This is a genomic window from Bradyrhizobium yuanmingense (assembly GCF_029167105.1).
Lineage (GTDB): Bacteria > Pseudomonadota > Alphaproteobacteria > Rhizobiales > Xanthobacteraceae > Bradyrhizobium > Bradyrhizobium yuanmingense_A.
Map to the genome: position 1 here is coordinate 218,338 of NZ_JARFML010000008.1, position 22,428 is coordinate 240,765.

Genomic DNA, 22,428 nt, shown 5'->3' on the forward strand with positions numbered 1-22,428 from the left:
GGTTCGCGCCGTAACGCCTTAGCAATCAACGCAATTCTCAACCGGACTCGGCCAATTGCGGCGACTTTTCGTCAATAAACCGGCGGATCTGCGTCAAATCCCCCAAACATTTCGTTAACCATTTCCATGCTTGGGTGAGGGGAACCTGACCGCCGGACCGGCGGCCGTCGCGCGAAGCCGGGGCCTGCGCCATGACGCCTGAACTGCAAGGGATGGACTGGATGCCTTCGCCCCCGCTTGCGCCCATCGATAGCCCGCTCGACCTCGATCACCTCTCCCGAATGACGCTCGGCGACGCTGAGCTGGAGCAGGAAGTGCTGGCCATGTTCGCGGAGCAGGCGGCCCGTCTGCTCGCGGCGATGACCGCATTGCCGGCCGAGACCGGCCCGCTCGCGCACAAGCTCAAGGGCTCGGCGCGCGGGATCGGCGCCTTTGCGGTCGCTGATGCCGCTGCCAGCCTAGAGACTGCGATCCGGACCGGCCATGGCCGGCCCCACGCCTTCGCCGCGCTGAAAGAGGCGGTGGCCGAGGCCCGCGCTGCCATCGCGGCGATGCTGAAGCGTTGAGCCGATACGGCCGGAGCCGGGCTCTAGTCGCTTGTTTTGACGCGTTTTCTTCCCGCAAAGCGGGAATCACTTGGCTTCAAAACGCTATGGCGCCGGGCTGACCGACCCGTTATAGGACAGCCGGGACCCTCCTTCATTCAAAGCACCGCGGCAGCACGAGCACACATGGCCAAGATTCACTTTGTCGACCACAAGGGCGAAACCCGCACGGTGGAAATCGAGAACGGCGCAACCGTGATGGAAGCTGCAATCCGCAACAGCATTCCCGGCATCGAGGCCGAATGCGGCGGCGCCTGCGCCTGCGCAACCTGCCATGTCTATGTCGACGAAGCCTGGCGCGAGAAGGTCGGCAGCCCGACGCCGATGGAAGAGGACATGCTCGACTTCGGCTTCGACGTGCGCCCGAATTCGCGCCTGTCTTGCCAGATCAAGGTCTCCGACGAGCTCGACGGCCTCGTCGTGGCGACGCCCGAGCGCCAGGCCTGATCCGTCTCCAAGCAGACTGTCCAAGTCGACTAAAGCGCGATGCGATTAGGATGAATCGTCATCGCGCTTTAGGTTATTGTTTGAGCATGATCTTTTCGGAAAACCGCTACACACTTTTCCGGATCATGCTCTAAATGCTCGGCGGCGCGACCTCGATGCCGCGCTTGTGCCAGGGTCTGAGCTTCTCGATCACCTCTGCGGTCAGCGGCGCCGGTCGCCGCGTCGCCTCGTCGAGCAGGACGCCGACCGACGTCGCCGACGCAATGCACGTGCCGTTCGAGAACACGACCTGCTCGAATGTCACCGACGTTCGCCCGAGCTTGACCACGCCGAGGCCGAGCTCGATCGAGCCGGGCCAGTGCAGCTCGGCGCGAAAATGCATGTCGAGCCGCACCATGATCCAGGCGAGCCCCGGCGGGGTCAGCCCGTATTCGGGAAGCTTCATCAGCGTGACACGGCCGGTCTCGAAATATGTGGCATAGACCGCGTTGTTGACGTGCTGGTTCGGGTCTAGGTCGCCGAACCGGACGTTGTCGCTGAGGCGAAACGGAAAGTCCTCAAGGCGCGGGGTCGTGTCGAGGCGGGCTGGTGCGTTCACCGATTGATCTCCGTCATATCCATCCTCGTTACAGCCCAGTTATTTTGGCCCGGCAAGTGGGCGCGGCTGCGGGGCGATCCCGCTTTTATGCCTTTCCTGTTCCATCCCCGTTGGCTAGACAGGCAGGGTCACCTCTGCCCGACGGGCGCCGTCCAACCGATAACGATCGATAAAGAGACGACATGAGCGACGTGATCAAAACCGATGTGCTGATTATTGGGGCCGGGCCGTGTGGTCTGTTCGCCGCCTTCGAGCTCGGCCTTCTCGATATGAAGGCGCATTTCGTCGACATCCTCGACAAGGTCGGCGGCCAGTGTGCCGAGCTCTATCCGGAAAAGCCGATTTACGACATTCCCGGCATTCCCCAGGTTTCGGGGCAGGGGCTGACCGACGCGCTGATGGAGCAAATCAAGCCGTTTCATCCGACCTTCCATCTCGGCGAGATGGTCGAGACCGTGGACAAGATCGGCGATCCCTTGTTTCGCTGCACCACGGATGCCGGCAAGGTGTTCGAATGCAAGGTGGTGGTGATCGCGGCCGGCGGCGGCTCGTTCCAGCCCAAGCGCCCGCCGGTACCGGGCATCGAGGCCTATGAAGGCACCTCGGTGCATTACGCCGTGCGCAAGATGGAGACGTTCCGCGACAAGAGCGTGCTGATCGTCGGCGGCGGCGATTCCGCGCTCGACTGGACGCTCAATCTGCATCCGATTGCGAAGCGCATCACGCTGCTGCATCGGCGCGACGAGTTTCGCGCCGCGCCCCATAGTGTCGAGCAGATGCGCGCGCTGGTTGCCGGCGGCAAGATGGATCTGCGGCTCGGCCAGGTCACCGCGCTCTCCGGCGCTGACGGAAAGCTCACCGGCGCGACCGTCAAGGGCAACGACAACAGCGTCACCGAAATCGCCTGCGACACCATGCTGCCGTTCTTCGGGCTGACCATGAAGCTCGGCCCGGTCGCGAATTGGGGCATCGCGCTGGAGAACAATCTGGTGCCGGTCGAGACGTCCGCGTTCGAGACCAATGTTCCGGGCATCTTCGCCATCGGCGACATCAACACCTATCCCGGCAAGATCAAGTTGATCCTGTGCGGCTTCCACGAGGGCGCGCTGATGTCGCAAAAAGCCCATCGTTATGTCTATCCGGACAAGCGGCTCGTGTTCCAGTACACGACCTCGTCCTCCAGCCTGCAAAAGAAGCTCGGTGTCAACTGACGGAAGCGTTCGGGGCAGCGATGCCCCATGTTTCTGGTGCTGGAACCGTTCGCGAAATCGCCGTAGTCTGCGGCCATTCCGGTCATAGGCTTGGCCAGGTTTTTGGCTTAGCACAGTTTGGCTCTGCGAAGTCTTGGCTCAGCAAAGGTGATTGGCTCAGCAAGGTGATGACAATGCGGACTTTCGTTTCCAGCTTTCGGCTGCTCTCCTTCGTCGCACTCGCATTGTCGCTCGCGGTCGTGACGCCGTGCGCGGCGCAGACCGCCGAGCCCACGGCGGCGGGCCTTTGGCAGAAGGTCGAAGACGGCAGGACGGTCGGATGGTTCCTCTTCGTCGATCGCAACGGCATCTTCGAAGGCGTGATCGCCAAGACCTTCCCGCGGCCAACCGACGACCCGAACGAGGTCTGCTCCAAGTGCACCGACGATCGCAAGAACGCTCGGGTGCTCGGCATCTCCTTCGTCCGCGACATGAAGCGCGAAGGATTGAAGTACGAGGGCGGCAACGTGCTCAATCCGCGCGACGGCCAGATCTGGAAGGCCAACATGCGGGTCAGCCCCGACGGCCAGACCCTGACGCTGCGCGGCTATCTCGGCATCTCGCTGCTCGGCAAGGACGAGACCTGGACGCGCCTGCCCGATGCCAACATCGCGCAGGTCGATCCGGCGATCGTCGCAAAATACTTGCCCGCGCAGGCTGCTGCCGCCAAGCAACCGGCGCCCGCGGCGAAGAAGGGCGGCGCGATGATGGCGCCGGCAAAGCAGTAAAGGGCGCAAGCCGCGCGCTGCGCGGTCTCAATAGCTCTCGCTTTGGCGCAGGATCTCCAGCCTGTGCGGCCACCTTCGCCGATGGCGAATGCGCCTCGGACTCGCTCCAGTAGTTCCCCGGAATGCGCGCTGGCGCTGGATTTGCATAGCTGTCGGCAAAGCTGCTGGGGGAGCGAGTCGCCGTCTCCACGCCTGCCGCGCACCATGCGGACGGTGGACGGCAGCGTTTGCCCCGCGGTGATCACTTCGACCGCGGAGACCACATGAAACCTGCAAGACAGTGTGCCGCCTTGCTGCTGGGGCTGACGGTTCTGACGCATGCGGCGCTGGCGCGCGACGACGGCCGCTTCGCCAACTCGCCCCTGAAACCCTGGTTCGAGAGTCTGCGTAGCGAGTTCGGGCTATGCTGCTCGGATGCGGACGGCTACGTCATCGCCGACGTCGATTGGGAGTCCGATCGCGGTCGCTACCGTGTGCGCATCGACGACGAGTGGGTCGTGGTCCCTGACGGCGCCGTGATCACCGTCCCGAACAAGATCGGCCGCACCATGGTGTGGAAGCACTATATCGACGGCCATCCGCGCGTGCGCTGCTTCATGCCGGGCAGCATGACGTAGACGCGCAGGCCATCCCGGTCGGCGCGAAGCGCCGAATCCGGGATGACAAAGCGAAGCTTTAGTGCGCCCGGTTTTCCGAGCCCGCGCTTGCGAGCTGCTTGATCCGCGGCGACAGCACGGCGACCTGCACCGGCGAGGCCGGCATGCCGGCGACGATCATCGCGGGGTTCGCTGACTGCTCCTGGACGCCGGCGCCGCCGAGCACCTGCACTTGCGTTGTCGTGATCGGAAACGACGTCACTTCGTAGGAGGGAAGCTCGCTGGCGAACGCGGCGGTCGAGCTCGCGATCATGGCGCCGGCAACGGCAATCATCGAGAGAACACGCATTGGAAAATCTCCGTGGAAGATGTCAATCGGAGGTTTGGTCGCCGCGATGGCGAAACAGGTTCGCTCGTGTGCGAACATTCCCGTTGTCTTCCGCGCAGATATCGATTGCCTGATGCGAAAGGACGAAACGCGGAAGACGTTTCCCGCGCCAATGTTTCCGGACGGTTTCGCGGAAGGGGCCGATGCGCACCGCTCAATGCTCTTGCAGATCGAGCTGCGCAGATCTCGCCGGCGCGGCGACCGCGGCAAAGCGCAGGCGCATCGTCGTGCCGCAGCCGGGCGCGGAAGCGACGATCAACTCTCCGCCATGGGCCGCCATGATCTCGCGGACGATCGATAGGCCGAGGCCGGCGCCTTCACCTGCGGCGTTGCCGGTCTGAAACGGCTCGGTCAGCCTGTGTTCGGCGCCATCGGGCAGGCCCGCGCCATCATCGTGAATCGATACGCCATCGCAGCCGAGCGTGGCGACGACGCGCCGCGCGCCATGGGCGTGGATGAGCGCGTTGCCGACGAGATTGGCGAGTGCACTGCGGATCGCAGCGTCCACGCCCTGCACCACGAATGGACCTTTTCCGTCGTGCTCCAGCGCAAGCTCGATGCCGGCGTCCAGCGCCGAGGGGCTGAAATCGGCCAGCACATCCAGCGTGATCTGGGCAAGATCGATCGGCCGCTTCTCGATCGCATGATTTTGCAATCGCGCCAGGTCCAGCATAGCCGAGACCAGCGAGGTCAGCCGACGGACGTCGCGCACCAGCTCGGCCTTCAGGGCCGGCTCAGGCACGTCCTCGATCTTGGCGCGCAGCAGAGTCAGGGGCGTGCGGAGCTGATGGGCGGCATTGCCGAGGAAGCGGCGCTGCATCCTGATATAGGCGTCGATCTCGCCGAAAGCGCGATTCAGCGCCTCGACCAGCGGCTTCAACTCGCGAGGGACCTCGGACAGCGAGATCAAACCTTGTGGCGCCGAGGGATCGATCGCGAGGGCGCGACGTGCGACCCGCTCGATGCCGCGCGAGACGAAACGTGCGGTCAGCATCGAGCCGATGGCGACGGTTGCCGCAAAGGCCAGCGCCACCAGGATGATCGAAAAGACCCTGCGGAGGAGAAAAGTCCTTGCAATCCGGCCAAAGCGGACCTGAGGCTCGCCAACCATCATCGCGATCCGCAACGCGCCCCGTTGCACGGCGGAGAGACAGAAGGTGCTCTTCTGGTCGAGCGTGTAGAAGACGGACGAACCGACGGGCCCGTGGTAGGGAAACACGAAGGGCAGGGGGGGCCGGTGTTCGCTGCCGTACTCGCTGAGCAGGTCGCCCGTGGACACGACGTACCAGAGGTTCGGGCTGTCCCCCTTCAATTCCTCGAGGGCAGGAGTCGAACGTATTGTCAGTTTTTGCCCTTCGATCACCGTCGCGCGATCGAGAACGGCGGCCACGACCTGACACGTCCTGAACTCGCGTTCCTCGGTCGGGTAGCGCCAGATGAAGAGGCCGAGCATGCCCAGGAAGATCGTCGTCGCGGCGATGCCGAGCGACAGCGCAAAGGTTCGGGCGATCGACCTCATCGCGGCGTTGCCAGCCGCAGGATGTAGCCGATGCCCCGCATGCTGCGGATCTCGACGTCGCCGCCGAGCTCGGCCAGTTTCTTGCGCAGGCGCGAGACCTGGGCTTCGAGCGTGTTGGACTCGATCTCGTCGTCGAAGCCGTAGATCTCCTCGATCAGGGCGGCGCGGGTGATGACGCGGTCGCGCCGCATCAGCAGCGCCCCCAGGATCAGTGCCTCGCGCCGGCGCAGCAGGATCCTGGTGTCGGCGACCACCGCCTCGTTGCTGCCGAGATGCAGCTCGACGTTGCCGAGCGACAGCACCGATGGGGCGAGCAGCCGCGGCCGGCGCAGCACCGCGCGCACGCGCGCAAGCAGCTCCTGCGGCTCGAATGGCTTGCCGAGATAGTCGTCGGCCCCGCCATTGAGCCCTTCGACGACGTCCTCCTTGGCGTCCTTGGACGTCAGCATGATGATCGCGGGCCGCTCCGCCGATTGGCTCAGCGCCGTGACCACCTGGAGCGCATCTCCGTCGGGCAGCATCCGGTCGACGATCGCCAGATCATACTTGAAATTGTTCAGTGCCTGGCGCGCATCGGCGATCGAGCCGACCAGGTCGACGATACCGTGCAATTGCCCGAGCAGCCGGCGGACATAGGCGCCGATCTGTGGTTCGTCTTCGATCACGAGGGAGCGCACGCGGGTCGTCCTTGACTCTGCTGGGGCAACAAAACCCTGACCGTGACGCTCCCTGGCCGAACTCTGGCGCTTCGGCTCGTGCGCGAGGGTTCCCATAAAGGCGGCGAGCTTGGCGAATAAAAGGCAGGACCGGGCGAGCTCGCGGGCACGGCCCGTCACGTTTTTGAGGGCGTGATCGCGGCGGTGCAATGTTGGGGCAATGTTGATCTGGCGGGCGTGCCTGCCAGCGCCGGACATGGCCCTGGGGAGCATCCGATCGCACCTTGCAATCTTGGGGCAATTTTGCCGGACCAGATGCTGTGGCTCCTAACCACAACAGTCGACTCGGCCTGCAAGGCCGGTCCGGGGCCCCGCAATGAATGATTTCGAAGAAGCCGCTCTCCGCCTCACGGCGATTGTGCGGCGGACGTCCGCCTGTCTCGCCGCACTCGGTGCAATCATGGCAACGGCGCCATCGGTGTTGGCGCAGACCGCGTTCACGCTGCCAGCGCCGCCATTGGAGCTGCCGATGCTGCCCTCGCCGTCGGGAAACTGGACTGTCATGGTCGGCATCGGCGGCGAATACAAGCCCGAGTTCGCCGGATCGAACAACGGAAGGTTTGCTCCGGTCCCGATCTTCTCTGTCCGCCGCGCCGGATCAGTCGACCAGTTTCGCGGACCGCGCGACAGCACCAGCATCGCGCTGCTCGACATCGGCCATTTTCGCGCCGGCCCCGCGTTCAAATACGTCGCCTCAAGGAAGGCCGACAAATATGCCGAGCTGACCGGCCTTGGCAATGTCGACGCCGCCTATGAGCTCGGTGGCTTCGTGGAGTATTATCCGGTCGACTGGCTGCGCCTGCGCAGCGAGTTGCGCCAGGGCATGGGCGGTCACACCGGCACCGTCGCGGATGTGTCTGCCGACGTCATCGTGCCGCTGATCCAAAGGCTGACGATCTCGGCCGGCCCGCGCTTCACCTGGAAGAGCACCAATGCCACTGCGCCGTATTTCGGCGTCGATGCCGTGCAGGCACTGGCATCGGGGTTGCCGACCTACAATGCCAGGGGCGGTGCGCATTCGGTCGGTTTCGGCAGCCAGATCTCCTATCGCATCAATCCGCAATGGGAGGTTCACGCCTATGTCGAATACGAGAAGCTGCTCGGCGATGCCGCGGACAGCCCGCTGGTGAAGCTGCGAGGATCCTCGAACCAGACCACCGTCGGTCTCGGTGCGTCCTATTCGTTCGATTTCAGGATTCGATAGAGCATGCGCGTCAAGGTCATCGTAATTCTCGCCTGCGCGATCGCTTGCGTCGGGCTCGGCGCCGCCGCGGCGTTCGAGACGCGTGCGAGCCGGCTCCAGGCGATCAAGACCGTCGGCATCATCTCGGCGATCGGCGAGGAGATCAGCCTGACGCGAGCCGGCCTGACCGGGCTCGACAACGCCGCGCAGACCGCCTCGATCAGCGCATGGGGGCTGGACGAGCTGATCGTCCAGCAGGCGACGAAGCTGCTGGGCGGACGGTTTCACGTGCAGCCGGTGAGCTACCGGCGCGCGGCCTTCGCCGCGATCAGGGATTCGGCGGTCGCCCCGGTCAATCTGCTGCGGAGCGACCCGTTCAAGGAGCTGGTTCGCAGCGATGTCACGCCGCAGGGACTGGACGCGTATATCGTCATCACCCGGGCGAGATCGAAGCTTGGAAACGGCCGCAACGTCGAGGGCGTCGGGTTCGCCGAATATCGGACGCTGCTTGCGGATTACGGACTGATCCACGCGTTGTACGAGGTTCGCATCATCGAGGGCAAGTCGTTCGACGTGATCGAGAAGAGGGCGGCCGCTCCGCTCGACAACACTGGAACGGTGCGGATCGCCGGCCCGAGCGGACCGATCGAAGCGACGTTCGAGGACGCGGGTTCGAGCGAACGGCTGCGTGCGGCGATCGCGAACCTCATCGTCCGAAGCCTGCCGCTCACGCTGGGCGACATGCACTTGATCGAGGGACAGTGACGGTTCTGTTTTGACGCGTTTTCTTGACGCGAACCGGGACCCACTTCGCTCGGAAACGCTTTAGGTCACCGGCGCGGGATTGAACAGCGTGAGGTCGTTGTGGATGCCCCAGCGGTCCGACCAGGGTTTGGTTCGGCCGCTGGCGACGTCGAGGATCAGGCGGAACAGGTCCCAGCCGGTCTCCTCGATGGTCTTTTCGCCGGTTGCGATCTTGCCGGCATCGAAGTCGATCAGGTCCTTCCAGCGCCGCGCGAGCTCGCTGCGCGTCGCGACCTTGATCACGGGTGCTGCCGCAAGGCCATAGGGCGTGCCGCGGCCGGTGGTGAACACTTGCAACGTCATGCCCGAGGCGAGCTGCAGCGTGCCGCAGATGAAATCGGAAGCGGGTGTCGCGGCGAACAGCATGCCCTTCTGCGTCGCCTTCTCGCCGGGCGAGAGCACGCCTTGAATCGCGCTCGAGCCCGACTTGACGATCGAGCCCAGCGATTTCTCCACGATGTTGGCAAGGCCGCCCTTCTTGTTGCCGGGCGTGGTGTTGGCGCTGCGGTCGGCGCCGCCGCGGGCGAGATAGGAATCGTACCAGGCCATCTCGCGCACCAGCGCGCGGCCGACGTCCTCGCTGATAGCGCGGCGCGTGAGCAACTGGATCGCGTCGCGCACCTCGGTGACCTCCGAGAACATCACGGTCGCGCCGGCGCGCACCAGGAGGTCCGCGGCGAAGCCGACGGCGGGATTGGCGGTGACGCCGGAGAAGGCATCGCTGCCGCCGCATTGCAGCCCGATCACGAGATCGGACGCCGGACAGGTCTCGCGCCTGCGGGTGTTGAGCACCTTCAGCCGCGCCTCGGCCTGGGTCATGATCGCCTCGACGATGGCGCCAAAGCCGTCGAAAGCCTCGTCCTGCATGCGCACGATGGCGTCACCCACGCCTTCCGGCACCAGGCGTTCGGGTGCGAGCTTCTCGCAGCCGAGGCCGACAACGAGGATCTCGCCGCCGAAATTCGGGTTGAGCGCGAGGTTCTGCAGGGTGCGGATCGGCACCACCGCGTCGGGCGCGGTGATGGCGACGCCGCAGCCATAGGCGTGCGTCAGCGGCACGACGTCATCGACGTTCGGATATTTCGGCAGCAGCTCGGCGCGGATGCGCTTCACCGCATATTCCATCGTGCCCTTGACGCATTGCACGGAGGAAGAGATGCCGAGGATGTTCTTGGTGCCGACCGAACCATCCGGATTGCGGTAGCCCTCGAAGGTGAAGCCTTCGAGCGGCGGTAGCGGGGCGGGGACGGCGGTCGAGATTTCGAGCTTGTCGAGGGCAGGGGCCTCCGGCATGCGGATGCGCGCCTCGTCCACCCATTCGCCGGCCAGGATCGGCGAAAGCGCGTAGCCGATGATCTCGCCATAGCGGACGATCGGTTCGCCTTCCGCGATGTCGACCAGCGCGGTCTTGTGTCCCTGCGGCACGAAGGCGCGCAGCGTCAGGCCGCTGGCAAAGCGCGCGCCGGCGGGGAGACCGAAATCATTGACCACGATCGCGACATTGTCGCGCTCGTTGAGCTTGATGTAGCGGGGCTGCTCTTTCGCGGCGACGTCCTGGTCCATCGAGGACTCCGGGGATTTGTAGGGTGGGTTAGCGCAGCGTAACCCACCAATGTCTGCATCCGCGGAAGCAGAAGAGGTGGGTTACGCTGCGCTAACCCACCCTACGATGCCTACGGCATCAGCCCGGATTGGTATAAGCCGTCTTCACCGTGGTGTAGAACTCGCGCGCGTAGGAGCCCTGCTCGCGGGCGCCGTAGCTCGAGCCCTTGCGGCCGCCGAACGGCACGTGATAGTCGACGCCGGCGGTCGGCAGATTGACCATCACCATGCCGGACTCGCTGTTGCGCTTGTAGTGCGAGGCGTATTTCAGGCTGGTGGTGCAGATGCCGGAGGCGAGCCCGAACTCGGTATCGTTGGAGATGGCGAGCGCCTCTTCGTAATTTTTCGCACGAATGACGGCGGCGACCGGGCCAAAAATCTCCTCACGCGCGATGCGCATGTTGTTGTTGGCCTCGGTGAACAGCGCCGGCTGCAAATAGTGGCCGGGATTCTCGCGCTTCAGCAGCTCGCCGCCGAAGGCGAGCTTGGCGCCTTCGTCCTGGCCGATCTTGATGTAGCGCAGGTCCTGGTCGAGCTGGTTCTGATCGACCACCGGGCCGATATGCACGCCGGCCTTGAGCGCATCGTCCACCGACAGGCTGTTCAGACGCTCGGCCATGGCGGCGACGAAGCGGTCGTGGATGCCCTCGGTGACGATCAGGCGGGACGAGGCGGTGCAGCGCTGGCCGGTCGAGAAATAAGCGCCGTTGACGGCGACCTCGACGGCGGTCTTGAGGTCGGCGTCGTCGAGCACGACCAGCGGGTTCTTGCCGCCCATCTCGAGCTGGAACTTCTTCATGGGATTCGAGAGCACGCAGGCCTGCGCGATCTTGCGTCCCGTCTGCACCGAGCCGGTGAAGGAGATCGCGGCGACGTCCGGATGCTCGAGCAGGGTCTGGCCGACGACCGAGCCGGAGCCGACGACGAGGTTGAACACGCCCGCGGGAATGCCGGAGCGGGTGATGATCTCAGACAGCGCATGCGCCGAGCCGGGCACCAGCTCGGCGGGCTTGAACACCACGGTGTTGCCGTAGCAGAGCGCCGGCGCGATCTTCCAGGCCGGGATCGCGATCGGGAAATTCCAGGGCGTGATCATGCCGACGACGCCGACCGGCTCACGGGTGAGCTCGACGTCGAGGCCGGGACGCACCGAGGCGCCCTTCTCGCCGATCAGGCGCAGCGCTTCGCCGGCGAAGAACGCGAAGATCTGGCCGGCGCGGGCGACCTCGCCGATGCCTTCGGGGAGGGTCTTGCCTTCCTCGCGCGCGAGCAGGCGGCCGAGCTCTTCCTTACGGGCGAGGATTTCGGTCGAGATCTTGTTGAGCGCGTCGTAGCGCGCCTGCGGGGTCGACTGTGCCCAGGCGGGGAAGGCGGCCTTCGCGGCGGCGATCGCCTTCTCGGTCTGCGCCTTGTCGGCCTTGGCATATTCGCCGACGAGATCATTGGTGTTGGAGGGATTGATGTTCCTGGTGACGCCGGAGCCGTCGACCCATTCGCCGCCGATGAAGTTCTTCAGGATCGCTGTCATCTTTTCCTCCAGGGGAACGTTTCTAACGCACGAGGCAGGGACGCTTGTCGTCAAACGTCCAGCCGGGGATCAAGTCCTGCATGGCCATAGCGTCATCCCGCCCGCCGAGTCCATGCTTCTTGTAAAGCTCGTGCGCGGCCTCGATGGCGGGGCGATCGATCTCGATGCCGAGGCCCGGGCGGTCCGGGACGGCGATCTTGCCACCCCTGATCCGGAGCGGCTCCTTTGTCAGCGCCTGACCGTCCTGCCAGATCCAGTGGGTGTCGATCGCGGTGACCTTGCCGGGGGCGGCGGCGCCGACATGGGTGAACATGGCGAGTGAAATATCAAAATGGTTGTTGGAGTGCGAGCCCCAGGTCAGGCCGTTGTCACGGCAGGTCTGGGCCACGCGCACCGAGCCTTGCATGGTCCAGAAATGGGGATCGGCCAGAGGGATGTCCACGGCTCCGAGCCGCAGCGCATGGGAGAGCTGCCGCCAGTCCGTGGCGATCATGTTGGTGGCGGTCGGCAGTCCGGTGGCGCGGCGGAACTCGGCCATGATCTCGCGGCCGGAGAAGCCGGCCTCGGCGCCGCAGGGGTCCTCGGCATAGGCGAGGATGCCGTGCATGCCCTTGCAGAGGCTGATCGCCTCATCCAGCGACCAGGCGCCGTTGGGATCCAGCGTGACGCGGGCGCTGGGGAAGCGTTTTGCGATTGCGGTAACCGCCTCGATCTCCTGCTCGCCGCGGAGCACGCCGCCCTTGAGCTTGAAGTCGGCGAAGCCGTAATGGTCGTGGGTCGCCTCCGCAAGCCGCACCACGGCCTCTGGCGTCATCGCCTCCTGGTGGCGGAGGTTGAACCAGTCGGGCCTGCCGGTCTCGCCAGTGACGTAGTCGAGCTTCGACTTACGGCGGTCGCCAACGAAGAAGAGATAGCCGAGCGTCTCGACGCTGGCGCGCTGCTGGCCTTCGCCAAGCAGTGCTGCGACGGGCAGTCCGAGATGCTGGCCGAGCAGGTCGAGCAGCGCGGATTCGATCGCGGTGACCGCATGGATCATCACGCGAAGATCAAAGGTCTGCTTGCCGCGTCCGCCGACGTCGCGGTCGGCGAAGGCGGTACGGATATCGGCGAGGATGCTGTTCATCGCGCCGACCGTCTTTCCGATCACGAGGTCGCGCGCGTCCTGGAGCGTCTGCCAGATCTTCTGCCCGCCCGGCACCTCGCCGACGCCGGTGTGGCCGGCATTGTCGGTGAGGATGACGATGTTGCGGGTGAAGAACGGCGCATGCGCGCCGCTCAGGTTGAGGAGCATGCTGTCGCGGCCCGCGACCGGGATCACCTGCATCGCCGTGATAACAGGTGCGCCGGAAATCTCAGTCTGGGCCATCGCAAGCTCCTCCCTGTCGTCTTACTATTCTGCAGCCTGTTGTGACGATCGTGCGGCGGGCAGCTTCTGCACCAGTGCGGTCAGCTCCGCCATCTCCTGCTCGGTGAGATCAGTCAGCGGCGGACGGACCGGGCCGGAATCGCGGCCGATCACCTTCATGCCGGCCTTGATGATCGAGACCGCGTAACCCTTCTTGCGGTTGCGGATCGCGATTAGCGGCAGGATGAAATCCTTCAGGCCGGCCTGGATCGTGGCGTGGTCGCGCTTGCGTACCGCGGCGTAGAAGTTGGTGGCGAATTCCGGCACGAAGTTGAACACGGCCGAGGAATAGGTTGTCACGCCCATGTCGAGATAGGGCAGCGCGAAGGTCTCGGCGGTCGGCAGGCCGCCGACATAGGTGAGGCGGTCGCCGAGCTTGGTGTAGACGCGGGTCATCAACTCGATGTCGCCGATGCCGTCCTTGTAGCCGACGAGGTTCGGGCAGCGCTCGGCGAGGCGCGCCAGCGTGTCGGGCTGCAGGATGGCGTTGTCGCGGTTATAGACGATGACGCCGATCTTCACGGCGGCGCAGACCGCCTCGACATGGGCGGCAAGGCCTTCCTGCTCGGAATGGGTGAGGTAGGGCGGCAGCAGCAGGAGGCCGTCGGCGCCGGCCTCTTCCGCACCGATGGCGATCTCGCGCGCGATCGCGGTGCCGTAACCGGTGCCGGCGAGCACGGGCACGCGGCCCTTGGTCTCGTCGACGGCGACCTTGACGACCTGCGGAACCTCTGATGGCGTCAGCGAGAAGAACTCGCCGGTGCCGCCCGCGGCGAACAGGCCTGCGACGTCATAACCGCACAGCCAATCCATGTTGGCGCGATAGGTCGCCTCGTCGAAGGAGTAGTCAGCCCTGAACGGCGTGACGGGGAAGGACAGCAGGCCCGATCCGATCTTCTGGGCCATTTCCTGCGGGGTCATCTTGCTCATGGGCGCTTCCTTGTCGTGTTGCGGAGGACGCAAGCAGAAGCCGCACGTCCATGCGCCGTGGTTTAGGAGACCGTTCGATGCGCGTCCAAGCCAAAGCCTATATCGACCGATGCGGATTGAGCATCAATCCTCCGCCGGCTCCGCGGAGGACAATTCGCCGGCGATCTTGACCAGCGCCGACAGCAGCGGGTTCTCGTCCTCGCGCCGCCACACCATGAACAGCTCGACCGGAACGCGCGTGCGCAGCTTCAGCGGACGCAGGCGGACGTCAGAGATCTTCAGGCTGGCCGCCGCCGCCGGCACGATGGCAAGACCGAGGCCGGCGCGCACCATCGCGAGGATCGAGTGGATCTGGCTGAGATGCTGGACGTAGCGCGGCAGCACGTCGGCACGGGTGAACAGCGCCACCAGGAGGTCGTGGAAGTAGCGGCTCTCATAGGGCGAATACATCACGAAGGGCTGGTCGTCGAAATCCTTGATGGTGATGCCGTCGGCATTCGCCAGCGGATGCTTCTTCGGGATCGCCGCGAGCAGCGGCTCGGCGACGACGCGGCGGCTGGCAAGCTCGGGCCGCGCGATCGGCGGCCGCAGCAGGCCGGCATCGATCTGGCCCGAGGTCAGCGCCTCGAACTGATCGCCCGATACCATCTCCTTCAGAGAGAAATCGACCTCCGGCAATTTGGCGCGGCAGGCGGCGATGAGCTCGGGCAGAAAGCCATAGGCCGCGGCCGCGGTGAAGCCGACCTTCAGCGAGCCGGTCTTGCCGAGCGCGATGCGGCGGGCCACTTGCGAAGCGCTCTCCGCAAGCTTGAGGATGCGCCGCGCCTCCGGCAGGAAGCTGCGCCCGGCCGGGGTGAGGCGTACCGAGCGGCTGGTGCGCTCCAAGAGCGGCGCGTCGATGATGTGCTCGAGCACCTGGATCTGCCGGGACAGCGGCGGCTGCGTCATGTTGAGCCGCACGGCGGCGCGGCCGAAATGCAATTCCTCCGCCACCGTGACGAAACAGCGGAGCTGGTTGAGGTCGAACATCGATACATGCCTTAGATGAATAAGGCGTTTCCCCGGCACTTCTAGCATCGATCACCCCCAAAACAAAGACGGCGGCCTTGTGGGCCGCCGTTGAGTTGCCTGGTCAAGCTCCCATGGGAGCCCTCAGGAGGAACAGGCTGATGCGAGACCGCCTCACGTCCGCTGCGGACGCCACTGCGCTCATCACGCGCCTCTCTTAGGCCTCGGCCGTTTGCCCGACACGAGTCCTAGAGGTGCGCGCGGCGAAGTGTCCAAGTTCAAGGCAGTATCGATCGATGCTGTTTTTGGATCGATGGATCGGCAGTGAGGGAACGATCGCGAGGGGCGGACGAGATACTCACCCCATGCCCGTGACGATGCCGGCCCGCGCATCTTCCGCACGAGCGAAGCGAGATACCGGAGAGCTAAACGTCCGCGCGCTATTGCTGCGCGCTGGGCAGCAGCTGCGGCAGCAGTCCGCGCGTCACGTTCGGCGGCACGGCGTCGAGCCCGAGCACGGCGCTCGCCGCCGGCAGCGCCGCATCGGCCATCGCGGCATGGCCCTCGGCGCTCGGATGCACCGCGCCGCCATAGACGGCGGAAAGCACGCCCCAGGCCGCATCGTGGATGTCGGTCGGCTGGCTCGCCGCCGGCAGGCCTTGCGGATAGGTCATCGCGGCGAAATAGCTGTCATTGGCGTCGCGGATCCAGCGCGCGCGGGGCAGGTAGGCGCGGTACTCCGAGGCGCCGCGGCCGCACAGCATCGGCTGGCTCGCCGCGCTGACGATGTCGGGATCGAAGCTCTGGCCGTTCGCGGCAAAGCAGCTGCGGTCGAATTCGGGATCGTTGCCGGAACGGGCGCAGAAGCCGTGCTCGGCGAACGCGGCCTGGTGCGCATCGACGAAGGTCATGCGGTCGGCTTCGGGATCGCGGCACAGCGCACCGCGGGTGCAGGTGGCGAGCCCCTTCAGCTGCGGCAGGAATTCGCTGTCGACGAAGGCGGAGACGCGGGAAAGGCGCTGCGGATCGGCATTGAAGGACGGGTGGATGTCGAAGCCGGCCCGGCCACCGCGGCAGGGCGCGCCGCCGTCGGCGAGCGCAGGATTGGCATAGGAGACATAGACCACGTGCGAGAGGTCGCCGCCGACCAGCGGCTTCAGCGCCTCGCGCAGCTTGACGAAATTCCGCGGCAGCTCGCGCTGGAGCGCATCGCGGGAATCGTCGACGCTCGCCAATACGCCGGAGCGGCGGAACAGCGCGCGCTCGGTCGCGGTTTCGACGATGACGTCGGCGACGAGACCGGAGAAATAGACGTCGTTGGCGCCGACCGAGAGCAGCACGAGATCGAGCGTGCGATCGGGCTGGCGCTTCTTCGCCGCGGTGACGGCTTCCCGCAGCTCGGCGACTTGCGCATTCACGCTGGTGTTGCAGACGCCGGTCTTGCCGGGCGGGCATTCGCGGGCGCGCTGCGAGCCGAGCAGCCCGTCGCCGATGCTCGCGCCGGTGCAGGCGAGCGGCAGGAAGGTCACGGCGATGTGGGTGTAGCGCACCGCGAGCGCCAGCGCGGTGCGCGCCTGATAGCTGTAGAGCGATCGGTGGCACGGCGCATTGAACCAGAGCGCGCTGTAGCGTTGCCAGTTGGCGAGCGTATCCGGCGCCTCGCAGGCGCGGCCGCCCTTGAAGCCGTGGCGGCTCGGCCGGTAGTACTGTGCGCCGGCGGTGCCGAGATAGGAGCGGAAGCAAAAGCCTTCGTCCGACAGCGCCAGCGGCCGGTCCGGGTTGCCTTCGCCGGAGGCGATGCTGTCGCCGAGACCTGCGATGAAGATGTCGCGGACCTGGATCTCAGTCTGGATCCGCTGGGTCGGATCGGAGCCGGCCGAGACATCGACGGTCGCAACCGTCGGCTTGCCGTAGCGGACGCGCAAATTGATCGGCTCGGCGCAGTCGAAGGTCGAGCTCTGCGGCCCGTCGCCGTCATCGAACGACCAGGCGCAGGTGGCGCCGACCGGCACCGCGCCGGTCAGGCGCACCGTCACGGGATGGTCGATCGGCGTGATGTAGTTCTCTTTGACATTGTCGCGGGTGCAGGGCTGGTTGACCCGGCCCTGCAGGTCGATGCAGAGCCGGTTGACCATGTTGCGAGCCCAGCCGCGGCCCTCGCTCTGGAGCTCCAGGGACTGTTCGGCGGCCAGAATGCTGCGGTTGCGCGCGTTCTCGACATGCAGCAGGAAGTCGCGCTCCTCGCGGAATAGCCGGAAGCGGCTACGCACCTCCCAGCTGATCTGCATGGTGCCGGCGTCCTGCGCGGCGGCGCGCTCGGGCAAAGCGAGGAGGCCGGCAAGCAGCACGGCGCCTGCCGAGAGGGTGCGAAGGAATACGGAAATCATGGCCCGCGTCTTCAACGGCAAAGTTGAGGCGGAAATAAGAGAGGATTGCGCGCCGGCCCGCAACCTTTGCCTGATGATTCCGAGGGGCTTTCGGCGGCTCAGCGCTTGCCGGCCTGCCGCAGCAGCCGTTCGCGCTCCATCGGCGTCACCTCCCTGGGCAGGTTGGCCTGCGCGCAGGCTTCCGCCAGCCGCCGCCGCTCCTGCCACGGCGCGACCACATTCATCCAGAGCTCGCGCATGCCCATGATGGAAATGGCAAGGCCGAACGGGATCACGAAATAGAGAATGCGGAACACCAGGAGCGTGGCCAGAAGCTCCTCGCGGCCGAACTGAGGCAGCGCCACCAGCATGGCGGCATCGAACACGCCGATCGAGCCCGGCGCGTGGCTGGCAAAGCCGATCAGGGTCGCCAGGATGAACACGACCGCGAGCGACATGAAGTCGATCGGCGGGTTGGCCGGCATCAAGAGGTACATTGCCGTGGCGCAGAAGCCGAGATCGACGACGCCAATCAGGATCTGCACCAAGGTCAGCGGCGCCGAGGGCAGCACCACCTTCCAGCCCTTCTGGCCGAGCTCGCGGCGCTTCTCGCCCATGCAGAGCCAGACCAGATACGCGCCGATCGATGCGAGGCCGCCGAGGGCGATCAACCGGTTGAGCGAGGAGGGCAGCTGATCCATCGAGGAGGCCGCATCCGGATGGATGGCCATGCCGATCGAGAGCACGAAGATGTTACCGAGCCAGAAGGTCAGGCCCGACAGGAAGCAGATCTTCGCGACGTCGATCGCGTTCAGTCCGTAGTCCGAATAGATCCGGAAACGGATCGCGCCGCCGGTGAAGACCGTGGCGCCGATGTTGTGCCCGATCGAATAGGACGTGAAGCTCGACAGCGCCGCGATGCGATAGGGCACGTGCTTCTTGCCGATCGTTCGCAGCGCAAAATAGTCGTAGAAGGTCAGCGTACAGAACGCGAAGAAGACGCAGATCGCCGCCAGCCCGATGTTGCCGCGGGGAATCTCCGTCAACGCGGTCAGGATGACCCCGGTATCGATGCCCTTGAGCGTCCGCACCAGCGTGGTGATCGCAAACGCGATGATGAAGATGCTCGCGGCGACGCCGAGCCGTCGCCAGCCGATCCATCTGTTGAAGCCGCGCTTCAACGCGGGCAGCAGTCCGTGCATTCATCCTCCCGGCGGGGGGCAAGACCGACCCGGCCAGACATTGGCCGGTCGGGTGCGATCACGGCCAAAAGGCAGGCATCGATCGCTAGGCATGATCCAGCTCATTTAAGGCAAAATCAGCGGCTTGTGCAGCCCTTGACAACAATAGGTTCTGCGTTCGGCGGGCAGCTTTGTCATACGCGGTTCATATCGGCGGCGCGTTAAGCATATGAGTCGCGAAACCCGGCTCCATCCGCGCGCTCACCGTGCCGATACGACCTCAAATCCCGGCGCCGTCCGCATTGTTCCAGCGCAGAGCCGTATCGGCGTTTTTGGAACGTCGGTGCCGCGTGGTCGTTAGGCTCCATCAGCAATCGAACACGGCGGAATACGCGGCTTTTTCGTGCAAGCCGGCGCCTCCGTGTTCCCAAGACCCGAGAGGATCGGAACGATGGGACTGTTCACAAAAGACATCAAGACCATGAACGACCTGTTCGTGCATCAGCTCCAGGACATCTATTACGCCGAGCAACAGCTCACAAAGGCGCTGCCGAAGATGGCGACCAAGGCCACTGATCCGCAGCTGAAACAGGGCTTTTTGACGCACCTCGAGGAAACCAAGCAGCACGTTGCGCGGCTCGAGGAGGTCTTCAAGATGCACGGCGTCCCCGTGAAGGCGGTCGACTGCCCGGCGATCGACGGCATCATCGAGGAAGCCGACGAGACCGCCGGCGAAGTCGCCGACAAGGCGGTGCTCGACGCGGCCCTGATCAATGCGGCGCAGGCCGCGGAGCATTACGAGATCGTCCGCTACGGCAGCCTGATCGCCTGGGCCAAGCAGCTCGGCCGCAACGATTGTGCGGCGGTGCTTGCCAAGACGCTCGAGGAGGAGAAGGCGACCGACCAGAAGCTGACGACGCTCGCCGAGAGCAAGGTGAATCTGCGCGCGGCGAGCTGAGAAGAGGAAATTACGAGCGCCGCGCGACGGTCCGCGCGGCGCTTTTGCTTGTTCGCTTCCCGCTGCCGTGGTGCTGCTTCGGTGCGCCGTCGCGAGGATCAGCAATGTGAGCGAACTCGCTCATCTTCCATTCACCACTTCCGGAACAGGTTTGTAGCCGGTTACCGATCGTCCACCACTGTCGGCTCAAGTGCGGGTCGATAGGGGCCGGCAATGTATCAAGTTCTCTACTGTCTCACCGACGAGCATGACTGGCGACTGGTCGCCCTTGCGGGCGCAGTGTGCCTGCTCGCCAGCGCCGCGGCGATCAGCCTGTTTCAGCGCGCACGCGCGACGCACGGAGCCGGGCGTCTGGCCTGGATCGCCCTGGATGCGGCCGTCAGCGGATGCGGCATCTGGGCGACGCATTTCATCGCGATGCTCGCCTATGGCCCCGGGAGCGCCGGCACCTACAACATCCCGGTGACGATTCTGTCGCTGATGCTTGCGATCTCCTTGACCTTCGTGGGCCTGAGCATCGCCGTGGCGTCCTCGCGCCCGGTGTGGATCGTCGTTGGCGGCGCCATCGTCGGCCTTGGTGTCGCGGCGATGCATTACACCGGCATGGCGGCGCTGGAGATGCCGGCACGGCTGGATTGGATCGGGAGCACGGTTGCCGCCTCGGTGCTGTTCGGAATCGTCTTCGCAGCGCTCGCGCTGTTCGTCGCTGCCCGAGGCGACGGCGTTCGGCATGCGCTGAGCGCGACCGCTCTGTTGACGCTCGCGATCGTTGCCCATCATTTCACCGCGATGGGCGCGGTGCTGCTGACGCCGGACCCGACGATCGCAATCAGCGGGCTCTCGGTCCCGCCGGCCTCGCTGTCGTTCCTGACTGCCAGCGCCGCCGTCGCGATCATCGCGATTGCGCTCGTGGCCGCGCTGCTCGACCGCCGCGCCAAGGGCGAGCTGGGACGCCAGCAGATCGTGCTGGACAGCGCGCTGCAGAACATGTCGCAGGGGCTGTGCATGTTCGACGCCGACGGCAAGATCATCCTGTTCAACGAGCGCTATGCCGGGATGCTCCGTCGTACCGACGTGCCGCTCACCGGCCGCTTGCTGGTCGACGTGCTCAGGGAAGAGCAGGCCAAGGGCCAGTGGCAGGGCGATGCGGATGAATTCTTCGCCCGCCTCGTCGCCGACGCGCGCGAGGGCCGCACCACGACCGACGTCGTCAACCGGTTCGGCCGCTCCATCCGGGTCGTCAACCAGCCGATGCAGGGCGGCGGCTGGGTCGCGACCTTCGAGGACATCACCGAATGGCTGGAGGCGCAGGCCAAGATCTCGCACATGGCGCGCCATGACGCGCTGACCAGCCTGCCGAACCGGGTGCTGTTCCACGAACAGCTCGAGCAGGGGCTGCGCCAGACCAAGTCGGGCGACCAGCTCGCGGTGCTTTGTCTCGATCTCGATCACTTCAAGGACATCAACGACTCGCTCGGCCATCCCATCGGCGATGCGCTGCTCAAGGAGGTCGGCCGCAGGCTCGAGGCCACCGTCGGCGAACAGGACACCGTGGCGCGGCTCGGCGGCGACGAGTTCGCGGTGGTCCAGATCGGACGCTCCGAGGAGATCGCCGCGCGATCGCTTGCCGGACGCCTCGTCGAGGTGATCTCGGCGCCTTACCAGATCGACGACCATCAGATCGTGATCGGCGTCTCGATCGGCATCTCGCTGTCGCCGCAGGACGGCAGCAATCCGGACGAGCTGCTTAAGAACGCGGACCTTGCGCTCTACCGTGCCAAGGCGGATGGCCGCGGCACCTACCGCTTCTTCGAGACCGGCATGGATGCGCGTGCGCAGGCGCGGCGTCTTCTGGAAATGGATCTGCGCGCGGCGCTGCACCGCGACGAGTTTGAGGTCTACTACCAGCCGATCCGCGAAGTCGCCAGCGGTCGCGTCGTCGCCTTCGAGGCGCTGCTGCGCTGGAACCATCCGCAGCGCGGACTGATTGCGCCGATCAGCTTCATCCCGCTGGCCGAGGAGACCGGGCTCATCGTTCAGCTCGGTGAGTTCGTGCTGCGCTCCGCCTGCACTGATGCAGCCACCTGGCCCGACGATGTCGACGTCGCCGTCAATTTGTCGCCGGTGCAGTTCAAGAGCCCGAACCTGATCGCGGCGGTGACAGAGGCGTTGGCCTTATCGGGACTCGGTGCGCGCCGCCTCGAGCTCGAGATCACCGAATCCGTCCTGCTCCAGAACAGCGAGGCGACGCTGACGACCTTGCACGAGCTGCGTGCCATGGGCGTGCGGATCTCGCTCGACGATTTCGGCACCGGCTATTCGTCGCTGAGCTATCTGCGCAGCTTCCCGTTCGACAAGATCAAGATCGACCGTTCCTTCGTGTCGGAGCTGGCGACGCGCGAGGATTCCATGGCGATCATTCGCGCCGTGACAAGCCTCGGCCGCAGCCTCGGCATCGTCACCACGGCGGAAGGCGTCGAGAACGACGCGCAGCTCGAGCTGCTCCGGCGCGAGGGCTGCACCCAGGCGCAGGGTTATCTGTTCAGCAAGCCGCGGCCCGCCTCGGATGTCGCGATCATGCTGGAACGGCCGCGGCTGCGCGCGTCGGCTTGAGAG

The 22,428-nt window shown here is 65.4% G+C and carries 20 protein-coding genes; 9 read left to right on the forward strand and 11 right to left on the reverse strand.

Annotated features, from left to right (window positions below):
• Positions 1 to 191 precede the first annotated feature (191 nt).
• Both P0R31_RS13215 and P0R31_RS13220 read left to right on the forward strand, forming a co-directional pair.
• On the forward strand, positions 192 to 566 hold the full coding sequence (locus P0R31_RS13215) for an Hpt domain-containing protein (RefSeq protein ID WP_275514448.1): 375 nt from the start codon (positions 192 to 194) through the stop codon (positions 564 to 566).
• A gap of 165 nt (positions 567 to 731) precedes the next feature.
• A complete protein-coding gene (locus P0R31_RS13220; protein WP_008143731.1) occupies positions 732 to 1,052 on the forward strand; it encodes a 2Fe-2S iron-sulfur cluster-binding protein in 321 nt (106 codons plus the stop codon).
• 130 nt (positions 1,053 to 1,182) lie between these two features.
• Here P0R31_RS13220 and P0R31_RS13225 read toward each other — a convergent pair whose 3' ends face one another.
• Positions 1,183 to 1,650, reverse strand: coding sequence for an acyl-CoA thioesterase (locus P0R31_RS13225; RefSeq protein WP_036030229.1), 468 nt, complete (start codon positions 1,648 to 1,650; stop codon positions 1,183 to 1,185).
• A gap of 182 nt (positions 1,651 to 1,832) precedes the next feature.
• On the opposite strand from P0R31_RS13225, the gene P0R31_RS13230 reads away from it, so the two are divergent.
• The 3 genes from P0R31_RS13230 to P0R31_RS13240 all read left to right on the forward strand — a co-directional run bounded on the left by P0R31_RS13230 (position 1,833) and on the right by P0R31_RS13240 (position 4,245).
• Positions 1,833 to 2,861 (forward strand): NAD(P)/FAD-dependent oxidoreductase, encoded by a 1,029-nt coding sequence (locus tag P0R31_RS13230; protein WP_275514449.1) that lies wholly within the window; start codon positions 1,833 to 1,835, stop codon positions 2,859 to 2,861.
• 173 nt (positions 2,862 to 3,034) lie between these two features.
• Entirely contained in the window at positions 3,035 to 3,628 is a 594-nt protein-coding gene (locus P0R31_RS13235) for a DUF2147 domain-containing protein (protein ID WP_275514450.1), read from the forward strand.
• A gap of 263 nt (positions 3,629 to 3,891) precedes the next feature.
• Complete coding sequence (locus tag P0R31_RS13240; RefSeq protein ID WP_275514451.1) at positions 3,892 to 4,245, forward strand: hypothetical protein; 354 nt, start codon at positions 3,892 to 3,894, stop codon at positions 4,243 to 4,245.
• Between the two features lie 58 nt (positions 4,246 to 4,303).
• Here P0R31_RS13240 and P0R31_RS13245 read toward each other — a convergent pair whose 3' ends face one another.
• The 3 genes from P0R31_RS13245 to P0R31_RS13255 form a co-directional block, all read right to left on the reverse strand.
• Complete coding sequence (locus tag P0R31_RS13245; RefSeq protein WP_275514452.1) at positions 4,304 to 4,573, reverse strand: hypothetical protein; 270 nt, start codon at positions 4,571 to 4,573, stop codon at positions 4,304 to 4,306.
• A 193-nt stretch (positions 4,574 to 4,766) separates the two neighbouring features.
• Complete coding sequence (locus P0R31_RS13250; RefSeq protein ID WP_275514453.1) at positions 4,767 to 6,131, reverse strand: sensor histidine kinase; 1,365 nt, start codon at positions 6,129 to 6,131, stop codon at positions 4,767 to 4,769.
• Positions 6,128 to 6,808, reverse strand: a complete 681-nt coding sequence (locus P0R31_RS13255) for a response regulator transcription factor (protein ID WP_275514454.1) — start codon at positions 6,806 to 6,808, stop codon at positions 6,128 to 6,130. The genes P0R31_RS13250 and P0R31_RS13255 overlap by 4 nt, the downstream gene beginning before the upstream one ends.
• 355 nt (positions 6,809 to 7,163) lie before the next feature.
• On the opposite strand from P0R31_RS13255, the gene P0R31_RS13260 reads away from it, so the two are divergent.
• Positions 7,164 to 8,051 carry a MipA/OmpV family protein gene (locus P0R31_RS13260; RefSeq protein WP_275514455.1) on the forward strand — a complete coding sequence of 296 codons (888 nt, stop codon included), beginning with the start codon at positions 7,164 to 7,166 and terminating at the stop codon, positions 8,049 to 8,051.
• A 3-nt stretch (positions 8,052 to 8,054) separates the two neighbouring features.
• On the forward strand, positions 8,055 to 8,795 hold the full coding sequence (locus P0R31_RS13265; protein ID WP_275514456.1) for a hypothetical protein: 741 nt from the start codon (positions 8,055 to 8,057) through the stop codon (positions 8,793 to 8,795).
• A gap of 60 nt (positions 8,796 to 8,855) precedes the next feature.
• Here the strand turns inward: P0R31_RS13265 and garD are convergent, their stop codons facing one another.
• From garD to P0R31_RS13300, 7 genes are all read right to left on the reverse strand, one after another.
• Positions 8,856 to 10,397 carry a galactarate dehydratase gene (garD, locus tag P0R31_RS13270; RefSeq protein ID WP_275514457.1) on the reverse strand — a complete coding sequence of 514 codons (1,542 nt, stop codon included), beginning with the start codon at positions 10,395 to 10,397 and terminating at the stop codon, positions 8,856 to 8,858.
• 118 nt (positions 10,398 to 10,515) lie between these two features.
• Positions 10,516 to 11,964, reverse strand: coding sequence for an aldehyde dehydrogenase family protein (locus P0R31_RS13275; RefSeq protein WP_036044516.1), 1,449 nt, complete (start codon positions 11,962 to 11,964; stop codon positions 10,516 to 10,518).
• Positions 11,965 to 11,986: 22 nt separating this feature from the next.
• Complete coding sequence (gene gudD, locus P0R31_RS13280; protein ID WP_275514458.1) at positions 11,987 to 13,330, reverse strand: glucarate dehydratase; 1,344 nt, start codon at positions 13,328 to 13,330, stop codon at positions 11,987 to 11,989.
• Between the two features lie 24 nt (positions 13,331 to 13,354).
• Positions 13,355 to 14,299 carry a 5-dehydro-4-deoxyglucarate dehydratase gene (kdgD, locus tag P0R31_RS13285; protein WP_275514459.1) on the reverse strand — a complete coding sequence of 315 codons (945 nt, stop codon included), beginning with the start codon at positions 14,297 to 14,299 and terminating at the stop codon, positions 13,355 to 13,357.
• A gap of 123 nt (positions 14,300 to 14,422) precedes the next feature.
• Complete coding sequence (locus tag P0R31_RS13290; protein ID WP_275514460.1) at positions 14,423 to 15,328, reverse strand: LysR substrate-binding domain-containing protein; 906 nt, start codon at positions 15,326 to 15,328, stop codon at positions 14,423 to 14,425.
• 419 nt (positions 15,329 to 15,747) lie between these two features.
• Positions 15,748 to 17,694 carry a hypothetical protein gene (locus tag P0R31_RS13295; RefSeq protein WP_275514461.1) on the reverse strand — a complete coding sequence of 649 codons (1,947 nt, stop codon included), beginning with the start codon at positions 17,692 to 17,694 and terminating at the stop codon, positions 15,748 to 15,750.
• Between the two features lie 98 nt (positions 17,695 to 17,792).
• Positions 17,793 to 18,875, reverse strand: coding sequence for a lysylphosphatidylglycerol synthase transmembrane domain-containing protein (locus P0R31_RS13300; RefSeq protein ID WP_275514462.1), 1,083 nt, complete (start codon positions 18,873 to 18,875; stop codon positions 17,793 to 17,795).
• 430 nt (positions 18,876 to 19,305) lie between these two features.
• Between P0R31_RS13300 and P0R31_RS13305 the strand changes: the two genes are divergently transcribed.
• Both P0R31_RS13305 and P0R31_RS13310 read left to right on the forward strand, forming a co-directional pair.
• Complete coding sequence (locus P0R31_RS13305) at positions 19,306 to 19,812, forward strand: ferritin-like domain-containing protein (protein WP_036015620.1); 507 nt, start codon at positions 19,306 to 19,308, stop codon at positions 19,810 to 19,812.
• Between the two features lie 213 nt (positions 19,813 to 20,025).
• Positions 20,026 to 22,425 (forward strand): bifunctional diguanylate cyclase/phosphodiesterase, encoded by a 2,400-nt coding sequence (locus tag P0R31_RS13310; RefSeq protein ID WP_275514463.1) that lies wholly within the window; start codon positions 20,026 to 20,028, stop codon positions 22,423 to 22,425.
• Positions 22,426 to 22,428 lie beyond the last annotated feature (3 nt).

Bases quoted from the DNA above. Each gene is read 5' to 3' on its own strand.
- P0R31_RS13215 (WP_275514448.1), top strand. From the start codon at position 192: ATGACGCCTGAACTGCAAGGGATGGACTGGATGCCTTCGCCCCCGCTT.
- P0R31_RS13220 (WP_008143731.1), top strand. From the start codon at position 732: ATGGCCAAGATTCACTTTGTCGACCACAAGGGCGAAACCCGCACGGTG.
- P0R31_RS13230 (WP_275514449.1), top strand. From the start codon at position 1,833: ATGAGCGACGTGATCAAAACCGATGTGCTGATTATTGGGGCCGGGCCG.
- P0R31_RS13235 (WP_275514450.1), top strand. From the start codon at position 3,035: ATGCGGACTTTCGTTTCCAGCTTTCGGCTGCTCTCCTTCGTCGCACTC.
- P0R31_RS13240 (WP_275514451.1), top strand. From the start codon at position 3,892: ATGAAACCTGCAAGACAGTGTGCCGCCTTGCTGCTGGGGCTGACGGTT.
- P0R31_RS13245 (WP_275514452.1), bottom strand. From the start codon at position 4,573: ATGCGTGTTCTCTCGATGATTGCCGTTGCCGGCGCCATGATCGCGAGC.
- P0R31_RS13250 (WP_275514453.1), bottom strand. From the start codon at position 6,131: ATGAGGTCGATCGCCCGAACCTTTGCGCTGTCGCTCGGCATCGCCGCG.
- P0R31_RS13260 (WP_275514455.1), top strand. From the start codon at position 7,164: ATGAATGATTTCGAAGAAGCCGCTCTCCGCCTCACGGCGATTGTGCGG.
- P0R31_RS13265 (WP_275514456.1), top strand. From the start codon at position 8,055: ATGCGCGTCAAGGTCATCGTAATTCTCGCCTGCGCGATCGCTTGCGTC.
- garD (WP_275514457.1), bottom strand. From the start codon at position 10,397: ATGGACCAGGACGTCGCCGCGAAAGAGCAGCCCCGCTACATCAAGCTC.
- P0R31_RS13275 (WP_036044516.1), bottom strand. From the start codon at position 11,964: ATGACAGCGATCCTGAAGAACTTCATCGGCGGCGAATGGGTCGACGGC.
- gudD (WP_275514458.1), bottom strand. From the start codon at position 13,330: ATGGCCCAGACTGAGATTTCCGGCGCACCTGTTATCACGGCGATGCAG.
- kdgD (WP_275514459.1), bottom strand. From the start codon at position 14,299: ATGAGCAAGATGACCCCGCAGGAAATGGCCCAGAAGATCGGATCGGGC.
- P0R31_RS13290 (WP_275514460.1), bottom strand. From the start codon at position 15,328: ATGTTCGACCTCAACCAGCTCCGCTGTTTCGTCACGGTGGCGGAGGAA.
- P0R31_RS13295 (WP_275514461.1), bottom strand. From the start codon at position 17,694: ATGATTTCCGTATTCCTTCGCACCCTCTCGGCAGGCGCCGTGCTGCTT.
- P0R31_RS13300 (WP_275514462.1), bottom strand. From the start codon at position 18,875: ATGCACGGACTGCTGCCCGCGTTGAAGCGCGGCTTCAACAGATGGATC.
- P0R31_RS13305 (WP_036015620.1), top strand. From the start codon at position 19,306: ATGGGACTGTTCACAAAAGACATCAAGACCATGAACGACCTGTTCGTG.
- P0R31_RS13310 (WP_275514463.1), top strand. From the start codon at position 20,026: ATGTATCAAGTTCTCTACTGTCTCACCGACGAGCATGACTGGCGACTG.